Source organism: Bacillota bacterium, from assembly GCA_013178305.1.
Lineage (GTDB): Bacteria > Bacillota > Sulfobacillia > JABLXB01 > JABLXB01 > JABLXB01.
Window position 1 is genome coordinate 54,450 of record JABLXB010000007.1, and the last position, 19,817, is coordinate 74,266.

Annotated in this window: 18 protein-coding genes, 6 tRNA genes, 3 pseudogenes and 1 riboswitch; of the genes and pseudogenes, 21 read left to right on the plus strand and 6 right to left on the minus strand. The window is 62.7% G+C overall.

Translation table 11 applies throughout. From position 1 onward, the window contains the following. Positions 1-3 precede the first annotated feature (3 nt). From HPY55_12860 to HPY55_12875, 4 genes are read left to right on the plus strand one after another with little or no spacing between them, the layout of a single operon-like run. Positions 4-1,308 carry an ATP-binding cassette domain-containing protein gene (locus HPY55_12860; protein ID NPV71516.1) on the plus strand — a complete coding sequence of 435 codons (1,305 nt, stop codon included), beginning with the start codon at positions 4-6 and terminating at the stop codon, positions 1,306-1,308. Continuing rightward, positions 1,305-1,955: a bifunctional adenosylcobinamide kinase/adenosylcobinamide-phosphate guanylyltransferase gene (cobU, locus tag HPY55_12865; protein ID NPV71517.1), complete on the plus strand. Its 651-nt coding sequence runs from the start codon at positions 1,305-1,307 to the stop codon at positions 1,953-1,955. The genes HPY55_12860 and cobU overlap by 4 nt, the downstream gene beginning before the upstream one ends. Beyond that, positions 1,952-2,707 carry an adenosylcobinamide-GDP ribazoletransferase gene (cobS, locus tag HPY55_12870; GenBank protein ID NPV71518.1) on the plus strand — a complete coding sequence of 252 codons (756 nt, stop codon included), beginning with the start codon at positions 1,952-1,954 and terminating at the stop codon, positions 2,705-2,707. The genes cobU and cobS overlap by 4 nt, the downstream gene beginning before the upstream one ends. Then, on the plus strand, positions 2,704-3,507 hold the full coding sequence (locus HPY55_12875; protein NPV71519.1) for a histidine phosphatase family protein: 804 nt from the start codon (positions 2,704-2,706) through the stop codon (positions 3,505-3,507). The genes cobS and HPY55_12875 overlap by 4 nt, the downstream gene beginning before the upstream one ends. Before the next feature lie 3 nt (positions 3,508-3,510). Here HPY55_12875 and HPY55_12880 read toward each other — a convergent pair whose 3' ends face one another. Both HPY55_12880 and HPY55_12885 read right to left on the minus strand, forming a co-directional pair. Beyond that, the gene (locus HPY55_12880; protein NPV71520.1) at positions 3,511-4,581 is read right to left on the minus strand and encodes a M23 family metallopeptidase; all 1,071 of its coding nucleotides are present in this window, start codon (positions 4,579-4,581) and stop codon (positions 3,511-3,513) included. 26 nt (positions 4,582-4,607) lie between these two features. Continuing rightward, positions 4,608-5,447: a glycosyltransferase family 2 protein gene (locus HPY55_12885; GenBank protein NPV71521.1), complete on the minus strand. Its 840-nt coding sequence runs from the start codon at positions 5,445-5,447 to the stop codon at positions 4,608-4,610. Positions 5,448-5,607: 160 nt separating this feature from the next. Between HPY55_12885 and HPY55_12890 the strand changes: the two genes are divergently transcribed. The 14 genes from HPY55_12890 to HPY55_12955 all read left to right on the plus strand — a co-directional run bounded on the left by HPY55_12890 (position 5,608) and on the right by HPY55_12955 (position 14,719). Beyond that, positions 5,608-7,218, plus strand: coding sequence for a DUF3794 domain-containing protein (locus HPY55_12890; GenBank protein NPV71522.1), 1,611 nt, complete (start codon positions 5,608-5,610; stop codon positions 7,216-7,218). Positions 7,219-7,585: 367 nt separating this feature from the next. Beyond that, on the plus strand, positions 7,586-8,308 hold the full coding sequence (locus HPY55_12895) for a sporulation protein (GenBank protein NPV71523.1): 723 nt from the start codon (positions 7,586-7,588) through the stop codon (positions 8,306-8,308). Between the two features lie 291 nt (positions 8,309-8,599). Further along, a complete protein-coding gene (locus tag HPY55_12900) occupies positions 8,600-8,935 on the plus strand; it encodes a hypothetical protein (protein NPV71524.1) in 336 nt (111 codons plus the stop codon). An 85-nt stretch (positions 8,936-9,020) separates the two neighbouring features. Beyond that, positions 9,021-9,977 carry a DUF4349 domain-containing protein gene (locus HPY55_12905; GenBank protein NPV71525.1) on the plus strand — a complete coding sequence of 319 codons (957 nt, stop codon included), beginning with the start codon at positions 9,021-9,023 and terminating at the stop codon, positions 9,975-9,977. A 115-nt stretch (positions 9,978-10,092) separates the two neighbouring features. Next, positions 10,093-10,776 (plus strand): response regulator transcription factor, encoded by a 684-nt coding sequence (locus HPY55_12910; protein NPV71526.1) that lies wholly within the window; start codon positions 10,093-10,095, stop codon positions 10,774-10,776. Then, a complete protein-coding gene (locus tag HPY55_12915; GenBank protein NPV71527.1) occupies positions 10,776-12,551 on the plus strand; it encodes a HAMP domain-containing protein in 1,776 nt (591 codons plus the stop codon). Before HPY55_12910 ends, HPY55_12915 begins: the two co-directional genes overlap by 1 nt. A gap of 133 nt (positions 12,552-12,684) precedes the next feature. Next, the gene (locus HPY55_12920) at positions 12,685-13,089 is read left to right on the plus strand and encodes a hypothetical protein (GenBank protein ID NPV71528.1); all 405 of its coding nucleotides are present in this window, start codon (positions 12,685-12,687) and stop codon (positions 13,087-13,089) included. Positions 13,090-13,218: 129 nt separating this feature from the next. Then, positions 13,219-13,294 (plus strand) — tRNA-Val (locus HPY55_12925). Between the two features lie 122 nt (positions 13,295-13,416). Further along, complete coding sequence (locus HPY55_12930) at positions 13,417-13,971, plus strand: GNAT family N-acetyltransferase (GenBank protein NPV71529.1); 555 nt, start codon at positions 13,417-13,419, stop codon at positions 13,969-13,971. A gap of 183 nt (positions 13,972-14,154) precedes the next feature. Beyond that, positions 14,155-14,232, plus strand: a tRNA-Asp gene (locus HPY55_12935). 162 nt (positions 14,233-14,394) lie between these two features. Then, a tRNA-Phe gene (locus tag HPY55_12940) sits at positions 14,395-14,470 on the plus strand. A gap of 7 nt (positions 14,471-14,477) precedes the next feature. Further along, positions 14,478-14,552 (plus strand) — tRNA-Gly (locus tag HPY55_12945). 9 nt (positions 14,553-14,561) lie between these two features. After that, a tRNA-Cys gene (locus HPY55_12950) sits at positions 14,562-14,635 on the plus strand. Between the two features lie 7 nt (positions 14,636-14,642). Then, positions 14,643-14,719: transfer RNA gene (locus HPY55_12955), tRNA-Val, on the plus strand. A gap of 68 nt (positions 14,720-14,787) precedes the next feature. Here the strand turns inward: HPY55_12955 and HPY55_12960 are convergent. Next, positions 14,788-14,919 (minus strand): annotated as a pseudogene (locus tag HPY55_12960) (IS256 family transposase). A gap of 468 nt (positions 14,920-15,387) precedes the next feature. Between HPY55_12960 and HPY55_12965 the strand changes: the two are divergent. Together HPY55_12965 and HPY55_12970 are read left to right on the plus strand one after the other, a co-directional pair. Next, positions 15,388-15,645: an AbrB/MazE/SpoVT family DNA-binding domain-containing protein gene (locus HPY55_12965; protein ID NPV71530.1), complete on the plus strand. Its 258-nt coding sequence runs from the start codon at positions 15,388-15,390 to the stop codon at positions 15,643-15,645. Next, complete coding sequence (locus tag HPY55_12970; GenBank protein ID NPV71531.1) at positions 15,642-16,058, plus strand: type II toxin-antitoxin system VapC family toxin; 417 nt, start codon at positions 15,642-15,644, stop codon at positions 16,056-16,058. The genes HPY55_12965 and HPY55_12970 overlap by 4 nt, the downstream gene beginning before the upstream one ends. A gap of 342 nt (positions 16,059-16,400) precedes the next feature. Here HPY55_12970 and HPY55_12975 read toward each other — a convergent pair whose 3' ends face one another. Then, positions 16,401-17,966: a DUF1343 domain-containing protein gene (locus HPY55_12975; GenBank protein ID NPV71532.1), complete on the minus strand. Its 1,566-nt coding sequence runs from the start codon at positions 17,964-17,966 to the stop codon at positions 16,401-16,403. Positions 17,967-18,346: 380 nt separating this feature from the next. Between HPY55_12975 and HPY55_12980 the strand changes: the two genes are divergently transcribed. Next, positions 18,347-18,526 (plus strand): hypothetical protein, encoded by a 180-nt coding sequence (locus tag HPY55_12980; GenBank protein ID NPV71533.1) that lies wholly within the window; start codon positions 18,347-18,349, stop codon positions 18,524-18,526. A 37-nt stretch (positions 18,527-18,563) separates the two neighbouring features. Here HPY55_12980 and HPY55_12985 read toward each other — a convergent pair. Both HPY55_12985 and HPY55_12990 read right to left on the minus strand, forming a co-directional pair. Continuing rightward, positions 18,564-19,315, minus strand: a pseudogene (locus HPY55_12985) (MBL fold metallo-hydrolase). Between the two features lie 146 nt (positions 19,316-19,461). Next, positions 19,462-19,526, minus strand: a riboswitch (TPP riboswitch). A gap of 30 nt (positions 19,527-19,556) precedes the next feature. Continuing rightward, a pseudogene (locus HPY55_12990) lies at positions 19,557-19,745 on the minus strand (IS256 family transposase). Between the last annotated feature and the right edge of the window lie 72 nt (positions 19,746-19,817).

Sequence of the window (19,817 nt, forward strand, 5' to 3'; positions counted from 1 at the left end):
CATTTGATAAGGATCGCGGTCAACGGAATCGAGTGCTCTTTCGGCTCAGCCCCCGTCCTCAACGGACTCACCTTCGAGGTCAGCAAGGGCGACTTCACAGGCATAGTCGGCCCTAACGGCTCGGGTAAGTCCACTCTGTTGAGGGTCATGAGCCGCGTGCTCCGCCCGACCCGCGGGGCGGTGCTGCTGGACGGCCGCGATGTGTTCGATCAGGATGCCACGAGCGTCGCCAGGCGCATCGCCGTGGTGGGCCAGGATGCGCGCACCGAGTTCGGCTTCAGCGTGATGGACGTCGTGATTATGGGCCGGTTCCCGCACTTGAACAGGTTCGAGCGGGAGTCGGAGGTGGATGTGGGGATCGCGCGGGCCGCGCTCGCCTCCACCGGCATCGCCCACCTGGAGGGTAGAAAGGTCACGGAGCTCAGTTCGGGTGAGAGGCAACGCGTCCTCATCGCAAGGGCGCTCGCCCAGCAACCGGAGATCCTGTTGATGGACGAGCCCACCACCTTCCTCGACATAAGCTACCAGGTGGACGTGATGGACCTGGTGTCGAACATGAACCGCGAGCGTGGCATTTCGGTCGTGATCGTCCTCCACGACCTGAACCTGGCGGCGCAGTACTGCAAGTCGCTGATGCTCCTCCATGGGGGTAAGGTCCTGAGCAGTGGCACCCCTGAGGAGGTTCTCACCTCCGAAAACATAAGGCTGGCGTACGGCAGCGAGGTGATGATCACGCGTCATCCGGCGCACGGGCGGCCCCACGTGATCGTCCTGCCGAAGCCGTCCAGGGCGGGGCACGACGCGCGCCCCGAGCGCGTACACGTGATAGGCGGCGGGGGCATGGCGTCCCACATTCTGGAGATGCTCTCCGCCCGCGGGTTCCGGATCTCGGCCGGCGCCCTCAACGCGGGAGACGCCGACTGGGTGCAGGCGAAGGCGCTGGGGGCCGATCTCGTTGAGGTCCCGCCATTCTCGCCCATCGCGCAGGGCGACCTCGACAAGACGCTCGCCCTGATAAAAGGGGCGTCGGCTGTAATACTCGTCGACATCCCGTTCGGCCCCGGTAACCTGAAGAATCTCGAGGCCGCGACTTCAGCCATAGAGGCGGGAACACCGCTCATTGTGGTGGACCGCGCGGGGATCTCGTCGCGCGATTACACCGGCGGGCAGGCAGTGTCGGCGTTCGGCAAGATCGAACGCGCGAGTGAGACGGGTTCCGGCGCGCGCGTGGTCTGGTGTGAACGCGACGAGGACGCCGTCGCCGCGGTCGAGCGGCTGCTTGCCGGAACACGGGGGGGTTCCTCATGACCGCGCCGCAGGGAGGGCCTCAGGGGGGCGCCGCATCGCTGGTCTTCATCACCGGAGGGGTCAGGAGTGGCAAGAGCGCTCTCGGGGAGAAGATGGCCGCCGCCTGCGGCCGCGAAGTCCTGTACATCGCGACGGCCAGGCCGCTGGACCCCGAAATGGCGAGGCGCATCGAGAACCACAGGCGCAGGCGACCCCCTGCGTGGAGAGTCGTCGAGGCGCCGTTCCACCTGGCTCCTGCGCTGCGCGATTCGGTGAAGGAGGGCGGCGCGCCCTCCGTCGTCCTGCTGGATTGCCTGACGATATTCGTGTCGAACATCTTGCTCGGGGGACTGTGGCTGGGAGTAGATGACAGGGAGATGGACGAACGAGCCTTCGCCGAGCTTGAGCGCCGCGGCGACGAGTGTGTCGAGAGGGTGCGTGAGTTCATCGCAGAGACCAGGGCATCCAGCCTGAACGCCGTGATCGTCGGGAACGAAGTCGGACTGGGCGTCGTCCCCGAGTATCCGGCCGCGCGCGTGTACCGCGACGTAGCCGGTCGCGTCAACCAGCTCGTCGCCACCTCGGCTGATGAGGTTTGGGCGGTGTGGTCGGGGATACCCGTGCGAATCAAACCGGCGCCGGTAGTCTCGGGGTGGCCGCCACCATGACGGACGACATCCGCTACTTCTTCCACGATCTGGCCCTGGCGCTGCAGTTCCTGACTCGGCTGCCGGTTCCGCTCAGGACTGCACCCGACCCCGAAAGGCTGGCCGGCTCGGTCAAGTTCTACCCGTTCGCGGGCGCCCTGATAGGTGTCATTCTCGCGGTGGCGCACGCCACCGCGTCCAGATTCCTGCCTCCGCTCGTATCGGCAGCCGTCACCGTCGCGGCCTGGGCCACGCTCACGGGCGCAATGCACCTCGATGGGCTCATGGACGCCGCCGACGGGCTGCTCAGCCACAGGGGCAGGGGGGAATCCCTCGAGATAATGAAGGACAGCAGGGTCGGCGCGATGGGCGTGGTGGCCGGCCTGCTCGTGCTGCTCGTCAAGTTCTCGGCGCTCGCCTCCGTCCCGGCGGGTCCGCGAAGCGTGGGACTGTTGAGCGCTGTCGTGGCCGGCCGGATATCGATCGTATGCTGCCTCATCCTGTTCCCGTACGCCCGCGAGCAGGGGATGGGGGCGTTTTCTCGTGGTCTGGCGCCACTGCCGGCGGTCGCCGGGGTGCTGGGTGGCGCCGCGATAGCGTTCGGATCGGCGGGTGCCATCGCCCTCCTCACCATCACTGGAGCGGCCACTGTAGGGTTCCTCGCCGCCGCGTCCGCGAACCGGGCGCTGGGGGGGCTGACCGGCGACGTGTACGGCGCGGTGTGCGAGATAACGGAGGCAGTCGCACTGATCCTGTGGGTGGCATTGATATGACGGCCGACCGCCGCCTTGCTCCCGCGGATGGCGCCGGCGTCGCCGGCGCCGGTCTCGATGCCCTGCAGCTGGTGCTCGTGCGGCACGGGCAAACGCAGTGGAACGCCGAAGCCCGTTACCAGGGCCACCGCGATATACCGTTGAGCGCCACGGGCGCCGCACAGGCTGCCGCGCTGGCCTCGTATATGTCACAGTGGGACGTAGCGGCTGTGTACTCGAGCGACCTGAGTCGCGCGTTCGAGACTGCGTCACGCATAGCCGCGGCTCACGGCATCACAGTGCTGCGGGACCGCCGCCTGCGCGAGATGTGTTTCGGCGACTGGGAGTCGCTGACTCACGACGAGATCGAGTCGAACTATCCGGACCTGTACGGCGCGTGGCTTGAGTCCCCCGCCACGGTTCATCCCCCCAACGGCGAAACACTCGCGGATGTTCGCGACAGGGCGCTTGCCGCGTTGAGGGACGCCGTCCGCGCGTGGAGCGCAGGGGCCACCGCCGCTGGCGAGGCCGGTCGCGACGCCCGCACCGTCGCGGATCGTAGCGGCCGCCCCGTCGACGGCCAGGGCACCCGCATCGTAGTTGTCTGCCACGGCGGCCCCATCAGGGCGGTGCTGTGCACCGTCCTCGGCCTGCCCCTCGACCAGGGTTTCTGGCGACTCGGGGCTCGGCCGGGCACGTTCGCGGTACTGCGAGGGGATACCCGGGCGTGGAGGCGGTTCGTATCGGCCGGTGCGGCTGGCGAGCCGGAAACGGCATGCTGCGCCCTCGACGTTGAGACTATGGACGCCCTCCCGGAATAGGGGCTACAGCCCGAGCAGTGCGAGAGGGTTTATCGAAGACGCGCCTACCGTCGCCGACCAGTGCAGGTGCGAGCCGGTCGAGAACCCTGTGGAACCAACCCTTCCGATGACGTCACCCCTCTTTACAGTTCCGCCGGCCTTAACGTCAACCCTCGACAGGTGGAGGTACGACGTAAACACGTTCAGCCCGTGGTCGACAATGATGGTATTCCCGCTGAGGAGCAGCGCTTCCGCCAGTACGACCCGCCCGGCGTTAGCGGCGCGCACCGGCGCGCCGTCGCGCGCCCCGAAGTCGATCCCCCAGTGACGCCCCCACTCGACCCCGTTGACATACCTGATGAACCCGAACGGCGTTCCCATCGGGGCGTCCACGGGAAGGGTGAACGGCTGGTTCCATAGCGGCTCGGGGCTCGTGCGGGACCTCGCCGCCTTCACCTTCTCCTGGTCGGCCTTGACGCGCGCCTGATCCTGCGTGAGTTCGACGGTCTTCTTGTCCACCGTGATCCTCGAGGACGGGAATTCCTTTTTCTCGACGGTGAGAGCGGCAGGTATCACCTTCAGGTCGCCGGCGACCGCATCCACCTTGTACGAGCCCGGCGCCCTGGTCACTCCAACAGGGACAAGCACCCTCGCTGAACCCTCCGAGACAAACGCCCTGTGCGTCTCGCGGGCGCTGCCAGGACCGGTGATGACTACGGAGACCTCGGCTGCCTCGCCGGTGCCTTCGACCGTGACCAGCACGACATCACCCTGTTTCACGGCAGACGGTTTCGCCGAGACGGCTGCCGGCGGCGGGGTGGGCGGTGCAGGCGGCGGCGCAGTCTGCGGGTCCGCCGGTGCGGGCGGGGTGGATGGAGCCGCCACCGCGGGCTGGGTGGGCGCGGTTGAACCGGGCGCTGGTGGGGTAGACCTGGCCGGAGGAGGCTCAGCCGTGATGGAGGCGCGCCAGGCGACGACCCCCAGGGATATACCCACGGCGAACATGACGAGAACGAGTATGAGGACGATCCTGCTTATGGCCAGCTCTCCTCCCGACAACCCTGCCGACTGTATTCCATGGCGCGGGCGCGGCATCCTTCTCAATTGGGCGTATGCTGGCACTAACTCGCCAGGATGGACTGGACGGCCCTCTCCAATATATCGGCCCGTCGCGACGGATTGAGCCCGTCGCGGGCACGCCCTTCGTACGCCCGCGTCCTGGGCAGTCCCTCAAAGTACGCGAGCGCCTCGGCGCAGTCCCCGATGATGGTGTCTGCGATCATCCTCGCGTGCTCGGGCCCGCGGTCGGGCGAACCGAGCGCATCGTGCCTGACCCGCATCCCTACGCCCACCTGTAGCCCGTTGAGGGCCGCGACGGCCAGAAGGCATGGCGGCACGGCGAACAGAATGGGTCCTGCGCGGCGCAGCAGCTCGGGCGAACAGGCGAACGGCCCGTGGGAGGGAGAGGCCGCTCCGATCAGGCTGACCAGCCCCAGGCGCCGGTTGAGCTCAAGCCTGGCCTCCGTGACCTCGGCGAACAGTCCGCGCCAGCCCCTGGCGGCAGTCGTAACAACACCCCCCGTGCAGTCCGTGAGCGCCAGGTCCAACTCGCCCCGCGCGACCGGCTCGACCAGGCCCCGCATCAACCTGCCGACGGGCCCAGCCATGTCCCCGTCAAGGAATAGCACGGCTGAGAACCGGCCACCCGCTAGGCACAACGCGGCGCCGATCGCCCTCGGCACGTCGACCCCGAGTGGCTCGGCGAACACGTGGACACTCACCGGAGGCCAGATTCCCAGCGCCACCCCGGCGGTCCGGTCGCTCGACCCGTTAACCACCACGTGGACACCACCGGCCCCAGCCGCCTTCGCGTTGGACACGGCGGCGACGATGGAGTCTTCTTCGTTCCGCACCGGGATGACGGCGCATACACTGGAGTCAGGGCCATCTCCCACCGTCACGGGGGACCCCCCCTCAGGTCATCGGCCTGCTTCTCCATCCTATGCTGCGGCCGCGTGGTGCGTGGCGGCGTTCTGTGGCGAAGGGAGGGGGCACGGAATATATATTACTGAAGAGGCCTGTGTAGACATAATCCTTCCATGTGAAGAAAGGAGGGGAACGATGAGCGGAATGACGAGCGCAAACATGAGCGGCTGCAAAGTAATCACGGAACTCCTCCAGCTCGAAGAGGTCATCGGTGAAAAGACATCCCAGATAAACATCAGCAGCGAGGTCGATATCCCGGAGATCAAGCCGCCGGCTGTGCAGGTCATTGACAGCATTACAGAGGTCGAGGTCACCAAAGTCGAGATCATCACGGACAAGGTCATAGTCGAAGGTGTCCTGCAACTCAAGGTGGTGTACGAAGCGGCCGTTCCCGAGCAGACGGTGCACGTATTCCACGCTAACGTCACCTTCAGCACCTTCGTGCATGTCGAGGGCGCTGAGGAAGACATGACCGTTGACGCCAAGGTGGACATTGAGAGCGTTTCTTTCGAGGTGATTTCCCCGCCCAGCAGGCGTGTCCAGGTCAGGGCCATCATCCGGCTACGCGCGAAGGTCCTGAAGCCGACCTGCCTTAAGGTGGTCACCGACGTCCTGGGCATCGCGGGAGTGCATGTCACCAAGCACGTTTTCCGCGCCGAGGACATCGTCGGGCAAGAAGAGACGCAGATAGTGACGCGCACGGAGATCGTGCTTCCCGACGTCAAGCCGAACGCTCTACAGGTGATCGATTCTGTGACCGAGTGCGAGATCACCGACATCGACATCATCAACGGCAAGGCCGTTGTCAGGGGCCAGATCACCGCGCGCATCATCTACGAGAGTGACTCGCCATACCAGACTGTGCACGTCGTCCACGGGACGGGATTCTTTGAGGCATTCGTCGAAATACCCGGGCTCGAACCCGACATGACTGTGACCGCGGACTGTGACGTTGAGTTCGCTTCGTTCGAGATCATCGGCAACGGCAGGGTCATCGTGGCGAGAGTCGTCCTCAGGGTGCATGTGAAGGCCACCAAGACCCGCCTGCTCGAGGTCGTCACCGACGTCAAGGACCTGCCGCCGGGGTGCAACCTGGAGAAGGAACTCGTACGCATCCAGGAGGTACTCGCCGAGAGGACCAAGCAGGCCATCGTGCAAAGCGTGCTGGACATTCCGGAAGAGAAGCCGGATGTGGTGTCGGTGGTCAAACACGAGACCTCGATTCAGATCCAGCGGGTCACTGTCATCGACCGCAAGGTTCTCATCGAGGGTGTCATCCACCTGAAGACGGTGTACGAAGGTCTCGTGCCCGGACAGACCGTGCACGTCGTCCGCCACGACGTCGCGTTCGCGGACTTCGTGCACATCCCCGAAGCCAAGAAGGACATGACTGCCACGGTGCAGGTCGACGTGGAGCACGTGTCCTACGACGTCGGAACGGGCGACCCAATCGCCGTGCAGATCGTCCTGAAGATAACGGCCAGGATCGTCCAGACCAGGCAGGTACAGATCGTCGTCAAGATAATCGCGGTCGAGGCGGTCTGCATGGGCGTCATTACTGGCGATTATGTGAACGTGAGGCCGACGGCGAGTACCGAAGGGGCGCCGATTGCCACCCTGACCAGGAGTACTGAGGTCGTCATAGTGGGCATGGAGGACCAGTGGTTCAGAGTGAGGTTGGCGGATGGCAGGATTGGGTTCATCTTCGCGCATCTTGTGAGGAGCGACTGCATGCCGAGAGGTTAGGGTAGACCCGGAGAACAGCATATCAGGTCAGAAAATGGCCTCGGCCTGCGAATACGTAAGTAGTCGCGGGCCCCCGTGCGATAACGGCCGCAGCGACGCGGCCATTCCTTTTTCTTACAGGTGGCAGCATGGCTTCCTGAGTGACCACCATCCTCCAGCAGGACCATGCATTTACATAAGTGGGTCGCATAACACCGCACTGGAACAAATTTGGTGCTAGATGCGGTTTGTAATGTATACAGAATACGGCGTAGGATGTAACTCGTAGGAAGCTACCCAGGCCCTGCCACCCGCGGGGCCCAAACCGAAGGGAGGATGGAGATTGAGAAAGACGGCCAAGGCAGTCGGCATCCTGGTTGTCGCGGCGATGCTTGCGTGTCTAGCGGCCATGCCCGCCGCGGCTGCCACCGTCACAATCGTCCAGGGGCGCGTAATCGAGTGCTCCGGCGGGTCGCCGAGCGGATTGTCGGGCGAGTCGCTTACCCGCGCCTCGACAAGCTCATCCGGGTCGTACCGCTACATAGTCATGCGATACCGGGACCCGGTCACCGGAAACGCGGTGTACCGCAAGTTCAGGGTGAGGATACCGGTTACGCCGGACCCCAGGCCCGAGCCACCGCCCGCGCAGCCGCCCACCAACCCTGACCCACCGCCCGTGCAGCCGCCTGATCCGAAGCCCGAGCCACCGCCCGCGCCTACCGGTTTGACTGCGGAAGAGAAGCAGATGTATGACCTCGTCAACAAGGAGCGCGTCGCGGCCGGGCTGAAGCCGCTGGAGATCGACATGAGGCTGGTCGAGCTGGCCAGGCTGAAGAGCCAGGACATGAGCGACAAGGGTTATTTCGACCATCTCTCTCCAACGTACGGTTCCCCGTTCGACATGATGAAGAAGGCGGGCATAACCTACAGGGCCGCGGGTGAGAACCTCGCCGGCGCGCCCACTGTCGAGATGGCGCACAACGGGCTCATGAACAGCCCGGGACACAGGGCGAACATACTCAACACCATGTTCACTCACATCGGTATCGGCGTCGCGAAGAGCAGCAGGTACGGCCTGCTTTTCACCCAGATGTTCATTGCCAAACCCTGACGGGCGCCGGGCACGAGGGCGTCCGCCAGGCTTTCCGGACCGCCTGAGAATCCTGCTCGCCGGCTTACACGGCGACCGGATGCTGATGGAAGGGCCCTGCTGCAGGGCCCTTCCATTTTCGCCCAATCCTCGTGCTCGTCGTGTTCCGCCAGGACCCTCCTTGGCGGGCAGTATTGCATCGCCTGTGTAGCCTGTCACGCGTTGTCCGGCCGTAGTCGCTAACGGTCAAAGTCCCGGTGTGGGCGAAGTGCTCGATGGACAACCTGGTCAAGCCCGGCTTTGTCGACGCGGTTGACCAACAGGCCTCACCTGACGGTTACGATTTCGTCGGTGGCAGGACCCCTATTCTCGTATAGACGTAGCGACTGGAAAACCGAAATTGCCCGGCAACTTGTTACTCAAGATGGAGAAGGGCCTTCCGATAAGCCCGTCCTGCACGGGTCCGGTCAAACCGATGACCGTGTTGCACGCTGCGTACATTGCCATGATTACGGACAGCTGATTGCGACGGCGCTGGGCGGCTTCCGGCCGCTCACGCCGGGCGAGGTGGGCGGCAAGGACGAGAAGGGCGAGAAGCACGTGAGCACGAGCGCGTGGCATTACTTCCTCGAGAAGTTCGGAAAATAGCACGACGGGTTTGCATCGTCACTGGAACCCTGGCTGCTTCACTCCGTCAGTACTTGTGTGACAACGTGCCGGGGAGTGTGATGTTGTGGACCAGATCATACCGGTTTTCGTGAAGCCTGTCCGCGGCCGCGGACTCGTACGGCTCGCATTGGCCGCCGGCCTCGTGCTGATGATGCTCGCTCTGGCTGGGTGTGGCGCCCCGGGGATGGGACAGTCCTCCCGCCCGGCCTCGTCTCCGCCTGGAGCGCAGTCGCCGCAGGCGCCGGCAAAGCCTCCTACCACGGGCAAGGGTGAGGCCGGGCCGGCTGACTCGACGGTCTACGCCGCCTCGCTGGACCGGAAGATCATCAAGAACGCCGACCTGTCCATCGACGTGGAGAACCTCGCCGACGCGCTCCGCCAGATCGAATTGAAGACCGAGCAGGCGGGCGGGTACGTGCAGGACTCGTCCTCCGGTTCACGCAGCGGAGACGAGCGGTTCGCCAAGATAACGGCCAGGGTCCCCTCGGAGCGGTTCCTCGACGTGCTCCAGGCTGTGGAGTCGCTGGGGAAGATCACCAACCGCAGGGTGTTTACCGAGGACGTGACCGAGCAGTACATCGACCTCGAGTCGCGGATCGCCAACCTCAAGGAGCAGCAGAAGAGGCTTCGCGAGATCCTCTCCCAGGCCAAGAAGGTCGAGGAAATCCTGCAGATCGAGAAGGAACTGGAGAGGGTCGGCCAGGAGTGCGACTCGCTGTCGGGGAGGCTCCGGTTCCTCAAGAACAGGGTGGAGATATCCACGATCACGGTCGCCTTGCGTGAGACGCCGGCTGCCAGTCAAAACGTCTCTACCAGGCCACTCGGGTCAGCCTGGTCGCGCGGCGCTTCGGCGTTCGTCTCCACCGTTAACCACCTCGTTGCAGCGGGGGCCGGACTCGTTGTGTTTCTAATGGGCACCGCGCCGGTGCTGGTCATACTCGGAGCCGTGACCTGGATAGCGCTCAATATTCGCAAGAGGATCTTCAGAAGGGGCGGCCCCACGAGTCCCCCGGCCGGCTGAAAGGTGCCGGAGCGTGGTCCGGCTCGCCACCCCGTGCCACAGGGGTGGCGGTTCTTTATGCCCCGGCTGCGCTGTGCTAGGATGGACTGGGAGGAGACTCCGGGAGGGACTCGATTTGCCTGCGAAAGTGCTGGTTGTGGACGACGAAGCCAATATCCGCGAACTCGTGAGGCTGTACCTCGAGAAGGACGGCTACCAGGTACACGAGGCCGAGGACGGCGAGAAGGCCGTGGCCCTGGCGGACGAGCTCAGGCCGGACCTGGTTGTCCTCGACGTCATGCTGCCGGGAATCGATGGGATACAGGTGTGCTCGCGCCTGAAGTCGCTGGGTGACGCCCCCGTGATCATGCTCTCGGCAAAGAGCGAAGAGGGCGACAAAATCCAGGGACTGGACACGGGCGCCGACGATTATGTCACCAAACCTTTCAGCCCGAGGGAGTTGCTCGCCAGGGTCAGGTCGGTGCTGCGGCGGAGTCGCGCAGCCGCCGAAGACGTGCTTGAGTTCCCCGACTTCACCGTCAACAGGACTGCCCGCGAGGTAACCGTGAGGGGCGAGCCGGTCCAGTGCACAGCGAAGGAGTTCGACCTCCTGTGGCTCCTCGCGTCGAGGCCCAATCAGGTTTTCACGAGAGAGAACCTCCTCGAGCAGGTTTGGGACTATGCCTATTACGGCGACCTCCGGACCGTCGACGTCCACGTCCGGAGGCTGCGCGAGAAGATAGAGCCCGACCCGGACGAGCCATGCTACATAATCACCGTGTGGGGGGTCGGGTACAAGTTCCGCGGGGTGCGACGCTGATGTTCAGGTCGATCCGGTCACGCCTCCTGGCGACGTACATCCTCGTGGCGCTGGTGGCGCTGCTTGCGCTGACACTGTCGCTGCAGCAACTCACCCGCAGGTACGCCGTCAGGGTAGCCGAGGAGACGCTCATATCGCAGGGCAAGGAGATCGCGCGAGTCGCGCGCGAATCGAACTTCAGGGAGCGGTTCATCAAACTGGCCGCCAACCTCGCCGACGCGTCGGTCCTCGTCCTCTCCAACGACGGGACCGTGCTGGCCTCGTCAAGGGACGCCGGCCAGGGCCTTCGCGATGCCACGGGCGCACTCGGTTCGAGGCAGGTAATGAACCTGATCAAGGGCGCGGTCCAGGACGGCAAGCCACGCGGGGCTGCGATACCGCTGTTCGGCGAAACCTCGGTCGTCGTCGCCTATCCAATCAAGGAATCGGGCGCGGTGGAAGGCGTCGTGCTGCTCGCACGACCGCTGGGGGCCGTCCAGTACGCCAGCCGACGGCTTCTGCCGCTGTTGGGGTGGGCGGGCGCTGTGGCGGCGATAATCGCCGCCGCGATCGCGTATGGCGTTTCGGGGACGATCTGTGGTCCGCTGAACCGGCTGTCCTCAGCCGCACGACGCCTGGCATCGGGTGACCTGACGCAGAGGGTCAGGGTCTCGGGGGTCGACGAGGTGGCTTCGCTCGGGAACGCCTTCAACAGCATGGCAGCCGAAATCGGTTCGCTGGTCTCGAGCCTTTCCGCCGAGAAATCCAGGATGCACGCAGTGCTGTCGTCCATGAAGGACGGCCTTATCGCGTTCGATCCTTCGGGTTCACTTGCCCTTGTTAACCCAGCCGCGGAGGCAATTCTGGGGGTCTCGGCCGCGGGTGTGGTCGGACAACCGTTCGGGGTGTGCGTAGGAAACCCGCAGCTGTCGGACATGCTCGCCCGCGCCGTCGCCGGAGAGCAGGAGCTCGCCGCGGAATACTCGGCCGGCAAGGCCACGTACGACGTCCGGTCGGTCCAATACTCGACCGGGCCGGGCAGACCAGGCGTCCTCGTGATTTTCCGCGACGTCACGGAGCAGAGTGAACTCGAGAAGATGAAGAGCGATTTCGTGTCAAGCATATCCCACGAACTCAGGACGCCTGTGACGTCGGTGCAGGGTTTCATCGAGGCGCTCCTTGACGGCGTGGTTGAGGGAGAGGAGCGGTCGCGGCACTACCTTGAAATCGCTTACGAGGAAGTCAGGCGGCTAAACCGCCTCATAAACGATTTGTTCGACTACACCAGGCTGGAGTCCGGGCGGCTCGGACTGCAGGTTGTGCTCGACGACTTTGGCCGCGTGGCCCGCGAAGCGGCGGAGAGCGTGCAGATAGCGACCGGCAAGGCGGGCGTCGAATTGCAGACAGACATACCGGACGCCCGGATGGTAACAAAGATCGACCCCGACCGTATCGGTCAGGCGCTCACAAACCTGCTCAACAACGCCATCCAGTTTACCCCCAAGGGTGGGATCGTGAGGCTCGCCGTCCTCGACGCCGGGACGGAGTACGTGACTACCGTTGAGGACACCGGGATGGGAATCGATCCCGCGGACCTGCCGCACGTATTCGAGAGGTTCTACCGGGCGTCGGCCGCGCGCACGGCGAGGCCCCGAGGCACCGGACTCGGGCTTGCGATAGCGAAACACCTGGTCGAGGTGCACGGTGGGCGTATCTGGGTCGAAAGCGAGCCCGGAAAAGGCTCCAGGTTCTCGATCGCGCTGCCAAAGGCGCTTCCCGCGACTACAGGCGCATAGTCCGCGGCGGCGAAGCTATGGGAACTCGAGAAGGCGTGGCCGCACGCACAACCCGGGTTCCCGGACGTTCGAAACCCCGATTCGCCGTGGAGGCTCGCCACGGTAGGACGCTCAATAGTAGGAGGGCTCCTGCATGCACTTCAACCTGAACAACGACGGGTCCCGTGCGCTGTACCTGCAGGTTGCCGACCGGATGAGGTCGATGATACAGGGGGGTATGGACCGCTGCGCAGGTACATCGCAGGGCAGATTGCCACCCGCGGGGCCGGAGGCCTGCCGAGAGGTCATCCTCACGTCGGGCGCGCAGCAGGGTGTGAGTCTGGTCGCCGAGACGCTTGTGGACCCCGGTGACGTGGTGATGCCGGAGGGTATCGCCCTCGATTCAGTGGGCCGACTGCTGCGCCAGCACCGGCCCAAGATCATCTTCGTGATCCCCATGCACCACAACCCCACCGGGAGCATCATGCCCATCGAGAACAGGCAAGAACTCGAGGCCGAGGAGCTACTGCGGCCTGAAGGGTGGACACACTTGTGTTGAAGTCGCTGCTCCGCGACGCGGGTTTCGAAGGCGCGACGGAATGGACGTACTGCTGGGAGGAGAGTGTGCCTCAAGCCGGTGACACTTTGACGACGACCTCGCGGTATTGTATACTAGGTCGTGCAGCATGGGCGAATAGCTCAGCGGTTAGAGCACCTGCCTTACACGCAGGGGGCCACAGGTTCAAATCCTGTTTCGCCCACCATTTCAGACAACAATACCTATTAGTTGGTGTATTCTATGTAGTCGTAGACAGGGTGGCGGCTCTTCGGTGGAGGAACGCCACCCGTCCTTTTGACAGGATCGCGCATCACTGGAGGCGCCCCTATGCAGAGCGTCTATGAAACGGATAGGCTGATCCTAAAGATGCTGGGCGTGGAACACGCTGGGCTGGTGCTGGACTATCACTTGCGAAACATGGAATTCCTGAGACCCTGGGAGGCGCTAAGGGACGAAACCTACTTCACCGTGGAATTCCACGAGAAGATCCTGGAGAATGACCTCGCTGGCTTCCTGAACGGGACGTCATTGAGGCTGTGGGTTTTCAAGAAAGGTTGCGCCGAGAGGGTAATAGGACTGGTCGCGTTCAATGAGCTGGTGAGGGGTTCGTTTCAGTCGTGCTTCCTCGGGTATAAGCTTGACAAGGACGAGATAAACAAGGGGTACATGACGGAGGCCGTCAGGAAAGGGATCGACGTCATGTTCAACGATTATCGCCTTCACAGGATCGAGGCGAACATCATGCCCTCGAACAGGCCTTCCCTGCGAGTGGTACAGAAGCTGGGTTTTCACAACGAAGGCCTGGCGAGCAAGTACCTCAAGATAAACGGCAGGTGGGAGGACCACCTGCATTGGGTGCTGCTCAATGACGCCCTTGAGTAGGGCGCGCGGACGAGCCCGACGGCGTGACGCTCAGGCTTCCCAGCGCCCGTCCGCCCCGCGCCCCCACGCGGTAAAATGAAGTATGCAGGTTACTGCTTGATATGCATTCCCCTTTGTTGTATACTAAGGTTCGCGGAGTCTGCCGCCTCGCACGCTGGGGTTAGGCGTTCGCAGTAAAAGCGCGGAGGCGTGGTGTAGCCGGTCAAACATACATGCCTGTCACGCATGAGACCGCGGGTTCGAATCCCGTCGCCTCCGCCATAGAAATCCAGCCCGGCCAGGTAAACGGCCGGGATTCTGTTTTCCCGGGCCTTTGTCCGCTTCCTTGACGACGCATGCGGCGTATGCTATCATATCTTTTGCACAGCAGCGGTTATGGAGCGACACGCAGGCTGTGTGCTTGACAACCGGGCAGCACATAGTGCCGCGGTAGCTCAGTAGGTAGAGCAGCGGACTGAAAATCCGCGTGTCGCCAGTTCGATTCTGGCCTGCGGCACCATTATCGAGCGGAAGTGGCTCAGCGGTGGAGCATCGCCTTGCCAAGGCGAGGGTCGCGGGTTCGAATCCCGTCTTCCGCTCCAGTAATTTGTGGCGACATAGCCAAGAGGCAAGGCAGGGGTCTGCAAAACCCTTATCCCCGGTTCGAATCCGGGTGTCGCCTCCAGATATGAGGGCGGTTAGCTCAGTTGGTTAGAGCGCATGCTTGACATGCATGAGGTCAGAGGTTCAACTCCTCTACCGCCCACCATAGTGAAAGCGCAGCCCCGCGATGCTTCGCGGGGTTTTTCATTTGGTGGATGATGGAAGGTCGTCCATTTCACCCTGGCGCGTCTTGAGAGTCTTTCTGCTGTACCCGTTGCGACTGTTCCCCGAGTTGTCTCCCTCAGGACTGTGCTTTGCATAGCCAAGGTGATCCGCCATCTCGGCCTCTAGGACCTCTTCGAAACTTCGAGGTCAATTAGCGCCTGGGCCAGCACCTGTACCGACTCCCTGAGGAAATCGGCGTTCTTCTCCATGCCCGTCTTGCGTAGCCAGTCCAAAAGTGAGAAGCCTATTGGTGACGCTGGCCAGCGCACTGTCGATGGCTAAGCGGGAGAAGTGGGCAGACCTCAGGCGGATAGTGCAGATGGCTGCGGCGTAAAGGACCTGAAAAATCAGAGAAACAGCCTGAAGGAGAGAACCAAGGGCGACGTGTCGGCTAATCTGGACAAGGGCTCGGGGAGCAGGTGAATCTGAGCCTCTAATGGTCGGATTAGCGCCGTACTCGACACAGGACCGTGAACCGAGACGGTCTTGCCGACGCCCAAAAGGGCCCAAAGAGCCTTTATCGCAAGACCCTCAAGTGGATTGACATTGCGCCGCATTCGGGTGCCGGTTATACTGGTGATGACGACAGTGTAACAGGGAGGCTTCCCGATGAAAACACAGATGTCCAATGATCCGGATACCCGCCGCGTGTCAGAAAAGGGCTGGGTCGTGATCCCGCAGGAGTTGCGGAACAAGTACGGGCTGGCGAAGGGAGCCGCAGTCCGCTTCGTGGACTACGGCGGAGTCATGGGGATTGTGCCTGTTTCAAGGGACCCCATCAAGCAGGGATTTGGGATGCTCAAGGGCCGCAGGCTCACCCAGAGCCTATTGGAGGAGCGCAAAAGGGACAGAGAGATCGAACCATGAACGGCAAGACCAAGCCCCGATATGTCCTTGACAGTTATGCTATTCTGGCATGGCTGCAGGGCGAGGCCGGCGGTGCAGTCGTGGCGGATCTTCTTGAACGGGCGAGGCGTGGAGACACTCTGCTCAGTGTGTGTATGGTCAATCTGGGCGAGGTTCTCTACATCATCGAACGGGAGGAATCAGTTCAGGCCGCTCAGATAGCGCTGGCGACCATTGACGGCCTTCCGGTCAGGCAGGTGAACGCCTCCCGTGAGGTGACTCTCCAGGCGGCGCACTACAAAGCGGCATACCGGATGTCCTACGCTGATTGCTTTGGTGTGGCCCTCGCGAGGCAACTGGGCGCGGCCCTGGTGACAGGAGACCCCGAACTCCGAGCGCAAGATGAAGTCGAACTCCTCTGGATAGGACCGTGATACACCCCGGCTGTAATTGCAGTAGAGCGTCTCCACTGCACGGGCTTGTTGCTTCGGATGACCACGTATCGTTGCCAATGTGAGTCGCTGCGTCTGCAAACATTTTGCTAACGCACCGCCCGGAAAGTGATGGATCTGGGTGACACTTTGCGAATTGCGTGTGGAATCGCCCCAGGCAGACGGCATTATGGGACACTCCACAATACATCGATTTGAGACCGCGCATGGTTCGGGACCATGAAACCGTTGGTTCAAGTCCACTTGCCCCGGACTATTGTTTTGCCTGCCGGGCCTTACCTGCAGTATGGGTGGACGCCCCTCTTTTTCCCTGCAGCTCCCTGGCTAACCATGGGCGAGGTCCACTGTCACAGTGCGGCTGGCGCCGTCCCAGTCTACGGAAGCGCCCAGGAACTCACCCACATAACGCAGTGGCACCATGGTGCGGTTCTGCCGAATGACAGGAACCGTGTCCATGGACTTCCGCAGGCCGTTCACCTCGGCGGTCCTGCTGCCGATGGTCAACTTGACCGTCAACTCACCCTTGACGATCGTGACCAGCCGGCGGTCACCATCCCAGTGCACCAGCGCACCGAGGCTCTCCGCGATTGCACGCAGCGGAACCATGGTGCGGTTGCTTCCGTCGATGTAGGGCTCTGAGTCGAAGAAAACCGGGACGTTGTTGACGATGACACCGATCTGCCCTGGCTTACCCGCATACCCGTAGATCAGGTATTGCTGGCGCTGCTCCTTGAACGCCGCCAGCTCGGCTGCGTAGCGACTCTCCATCTCCTGTGGTGAGAGTCTCTGCTCCAGCCATTCTCCCACCCGGTTGGTGCCCATGATCTTGTCGAACATGACCACGCTGGCAGGGGTCGAGCCGCTCCTGGGCACGGTGAAGTTGTTCAACTGCTTGGCGTAGGCCAGCGCATAGAGGCCTGTCCTGGCCGGGTTAAACTTGCGGTAGTCGGTAATCTGCAACCTGACGCCGCCGTCCGTTCCGATCACCTCGGGAATGAAGTTCACGCCGGGCAGATTTGCGGCTTTAAGCAACTCGGCGAAGCGTTCGGCATCGATGCCCTTGCCGCCGATCCACTTGAACCTGTCTGCCTGATGGATGCCGGTCCCTTCACCCAGGCCGGTCGCCATGTAACCGAACACTGAATCGATGTCCGGTATATTGGGCGACGTGGCCACCCACGGAAGCCCCGTGTCCTGGTAGATCACGTCGCGGGTATAGCCTTCCATCGGCACGACTGTCAGATTGGCGCCGATTTCGCGGTTGAAGAAGCGAGCCAACTCTCCAACGGTCATCCCGTGCGCCATCGGCAGGTTATCGACGCCAACAAAAGTCTCGAAGGCGTCTTCCAGCACGGGCGCCTCGACAGTCTCGCCGCCAAGCGGGTTGGGGCGATCGAGCACGATGACCGGCTTGCCGTACTGCTTGGCCGCTTTCATGGCGTAATTAAGCGTGGAAATATACGTATAGGTGCGGGCCCCGATGTCCTGCACATCGTACAGGAGTACATCTATGTCCTTCAGCATAGCCTCGGTGGGCATACGCGTTGCGCCAAAGAGACTGTAAACCGGGATGTTCAAGGTAGGGTGCATATAGGACTCCACCGAAGCGCCCGCGCTCGCCTTGCCATCGATGCCGTGCTCGGGCCCGTAGAGGGCCGTGAGCTGCAACGATGGGTCGCTGGCCAGGACGTCGATGGTGCTGCGCCCCTGGCTGTTCACTCCACTCTGATTGGTGATCAGTCCGACCCGCTTGCCTTTAATCAAATGATGGTAGCGACTGTACAGCACCTCATTGCCCAGTTTGAAGGGGGGGACTGCTGCTCTGGCTGGTGAGCTGAGAGGGAGTAGTACGATCGCTGTTGTGACCAGTAGTGCAAGTGCTTTGCGCATCTGTTGTCTCCTTCTGTCGAATTCTCTGCTGTTTGGACGACAGGAATCGCCGCCGGGTTCCAACGGACAGTATCCAAGCGGCGTGATGCAAATCGCCCGTTCACCCTGTACCACGCCATTCCCGTGGAACCTTCGGGCCGGTCACAAAGCTTCTGAGCCTGGACATGGTCGCCTCGTCGACTTCACGCGCCTCATAGCTTCGTGTGGACCTGCGGGTGTTTGTGGCGTCTTCCCAGGGGATATTCTCCACCCAAATCACCTCATCTCGCGCCTGGCCCTATGTCCGCGTCTCCGAACCCCCATTGCCAAGTCCTTCATAGTGAAGGACACCGAACAAACATACAAAGGGGCCGTACGCGTTCCTCCCTTACCTCGGGTTCGTGGCTCTTGTCAGTCTCGTGAAGCCGGGCACGGTCAAGCCGGACTACCTGGCCGTGCATGCGGCGATCAACGTGGCCCCCCCGTTCCTGGGATGGCTGTACCCGATGGGAGCCTTCATGGCGGGAACCACGACGGCGAACGCTCAGTACATGGCCTGTTCCCAGGGCCTTGCCACATGAATCTCCTGCTACCGGTCCGGCAGTCGTCACCTCATGCCTACACCTCGAATTCTCGCCCGTCGCAGGCCCATTCACAGTCAACCTCGTCGAGCGCTCCGAGCATGTCTTGACTCATGTGCGTCAGGACCAGTCTCTTGGCCCCGAGCTCGCCAGAATGCTCCATGAGCGTTTCATAATCCAGGTGATACTTCACTTTCTTGTGATGAAAGTAGCACTCGGCAATCAGCAGGTCTGCCCCCCGTCCTGCTGGAATCAGGTTGTCCGTCCACTGCGTGTCCCCGGTGTAGGCAATGACCTTGCCCCCGCACTCAACGCGAACGGCCAGGGCGGGCGCTCCAGACGCATGATCTGCCAGGAATGAAGTCACTCTCACGCCGTGTTGCTCAAACGGCCTGCCCGGTTCGAGTTCTGCGAAGTGTAGTGTGAACCTTCTGTCGGCACCCGAGGAACCCGGGAACAATACCTCCATGGCTTGATACACCCTCTGCTCAGTGCCACTGGGACCCACGACAGTGAGGGGCACCGTGCGCCGGCTGATCAGCTTGGCGTCCAAAATGAGAAACGGCAGACCGCCGAAGTGATCGCCATGAAGGTGGGTCAGAACGACCATCTCGACCTGGTTGGGATCGATGTTGGACAGGCGCATTGCAGGCAGACACGACGGTCCGCAGTCGAGCAGGAACTGGACTCCCCCCGACTCGATGTGGATGCAGGTGGCAGGCGCCCTCCGCTGCCGAACGCATCCCCACTGCCGAGAAACCTGACTCTGACAGGGTTCACGGGTCCCATTTCAACACCCTCTCCCCACAGCATTTCGCTTCATGCGCTGTCGAGTCTCTTCTCCTGGCCATGAATTCCAAAGGCCCGTTGCCGGGCTCGCGCAAGCCGTATTCGACGCCGGCCCCCCAGAATCTTGCCCGCCGAGCGGCCTTGGTCCAAATCGGTCACCACTTTCCTACGCTGGCATTATCCAGATCAGGTTCAAGGGCCAAGGGAGGTTTAACGGTGGCCGGTAGACCAGGCCTCGTCAGACGAGCCTCAGCCGCCCATGTAGTTCTCCCTGCAGTGACTTGGGGCAGGCATCCAGGATGTTCCGCACAAAGTGCGTCTGGCAGCGCTGCCAGGTTGCGCTCTGAAAGTGCGTCGTAATGGCCTTGACCAGGCCCTTGTGGTCGTCCGAGACCACCAGGTCCACCCCTCTGAGTCCCCTGCCCTTAAGCCACCACACCTCCGGTGATGGGTTTTCGTCAACCGTTCATCTACCAGAGGGAGGGCGGCCTTTCCTGCTGCT

What these genes read in the sequence shown, in the direction of transcription:
- HPY55_12975 (NPV71532.1), bottom strand. Translation starts at nt 17,966, where the DNA reads ATGCGCAAAGCACTTGCACTACTGGTCACAACAGCGATCGTACTACTC.
- HPY55_12895 (NPV71523.1), top strand. Translation starts at nt 7,586, where the DNA reads ATGCTTGCGTGTCTAGCGGCCATGCCCGCCGCGGCTGCCACCGTCACA.
- HPY55_12965 (NPV71530.1), top strand. Translation starts at nt 15,388, where the DNA reads ATGAAAACACAGATGTCCAATGATCCGGATACCCGCCGCGTGTCAGAA.
- cobS (NPV71518.1), top strand. Translation starts at nt 1,952, where the DNA reads ATGACGGACGACATCCGCTACTTCTTCCACGATCTGGCCCTGGCGCTG.
- HPY55_12915 (NPV71527.1), top strand. Translation starts at nt 10,776, where the DNA reads ATGTTCAGGTCGATCCGGTCACGCCTCCTGGCGACGTACATCCTCGTG.
- HPY55_12970 (NPV71531.1), top strand. Translation starts at nt 15,642, where the DNA reads ATGAACGGCAAGACCAAGCCCCGATATGTCCTTGACAGTTATGCTATT.
- HPY55_12890 (NPV71522.1), top strand. Translation starts at nt 5,608, where the DNA reads ATGAGCGGAATGACGAGCGCAAACATGAGCGGCTGCAAAGTAATCACG.
- HPY55_12930 (NPV71529.1), top strand. Translation starts at nt 13,417, where the DNA reads ATGCAGAGCGTCTATGAAACGGATAGGCTGATCCTAAAGATGCTGGGC.
- HPY55_12880 (NPV71520.1), bottom strand. Translation starts at nt 4,581, where the DNA reads ATGCCGCGCCCGCGCCATGGAATACAGTCGGCAGGGTTGTCGGGAGGA.
- HPY55_12920 (NPV71528.1), top strand. Translation starts at nt 12,685, where the DNA reads ATGCACTTCAACCTGAACAACGACGGGTCCCGTGCGCTGTACCTGCAG.
- cobU (NPV71517.1), top strand. Translation starts at nt 1,305, where the DNA reads ATGACCGCGCCGCAGGGAGGGCCTCAGGGGGGCGCCGCATCGCTGGTC.
- HPY55_12875 (NPV71519.1), top strand. Translation starts at nt 2,704, where the DNA reads ATGACGGCCGACCGCCGCCTTGCTCCCGCGGATGGCGCCGGCGTCGCC.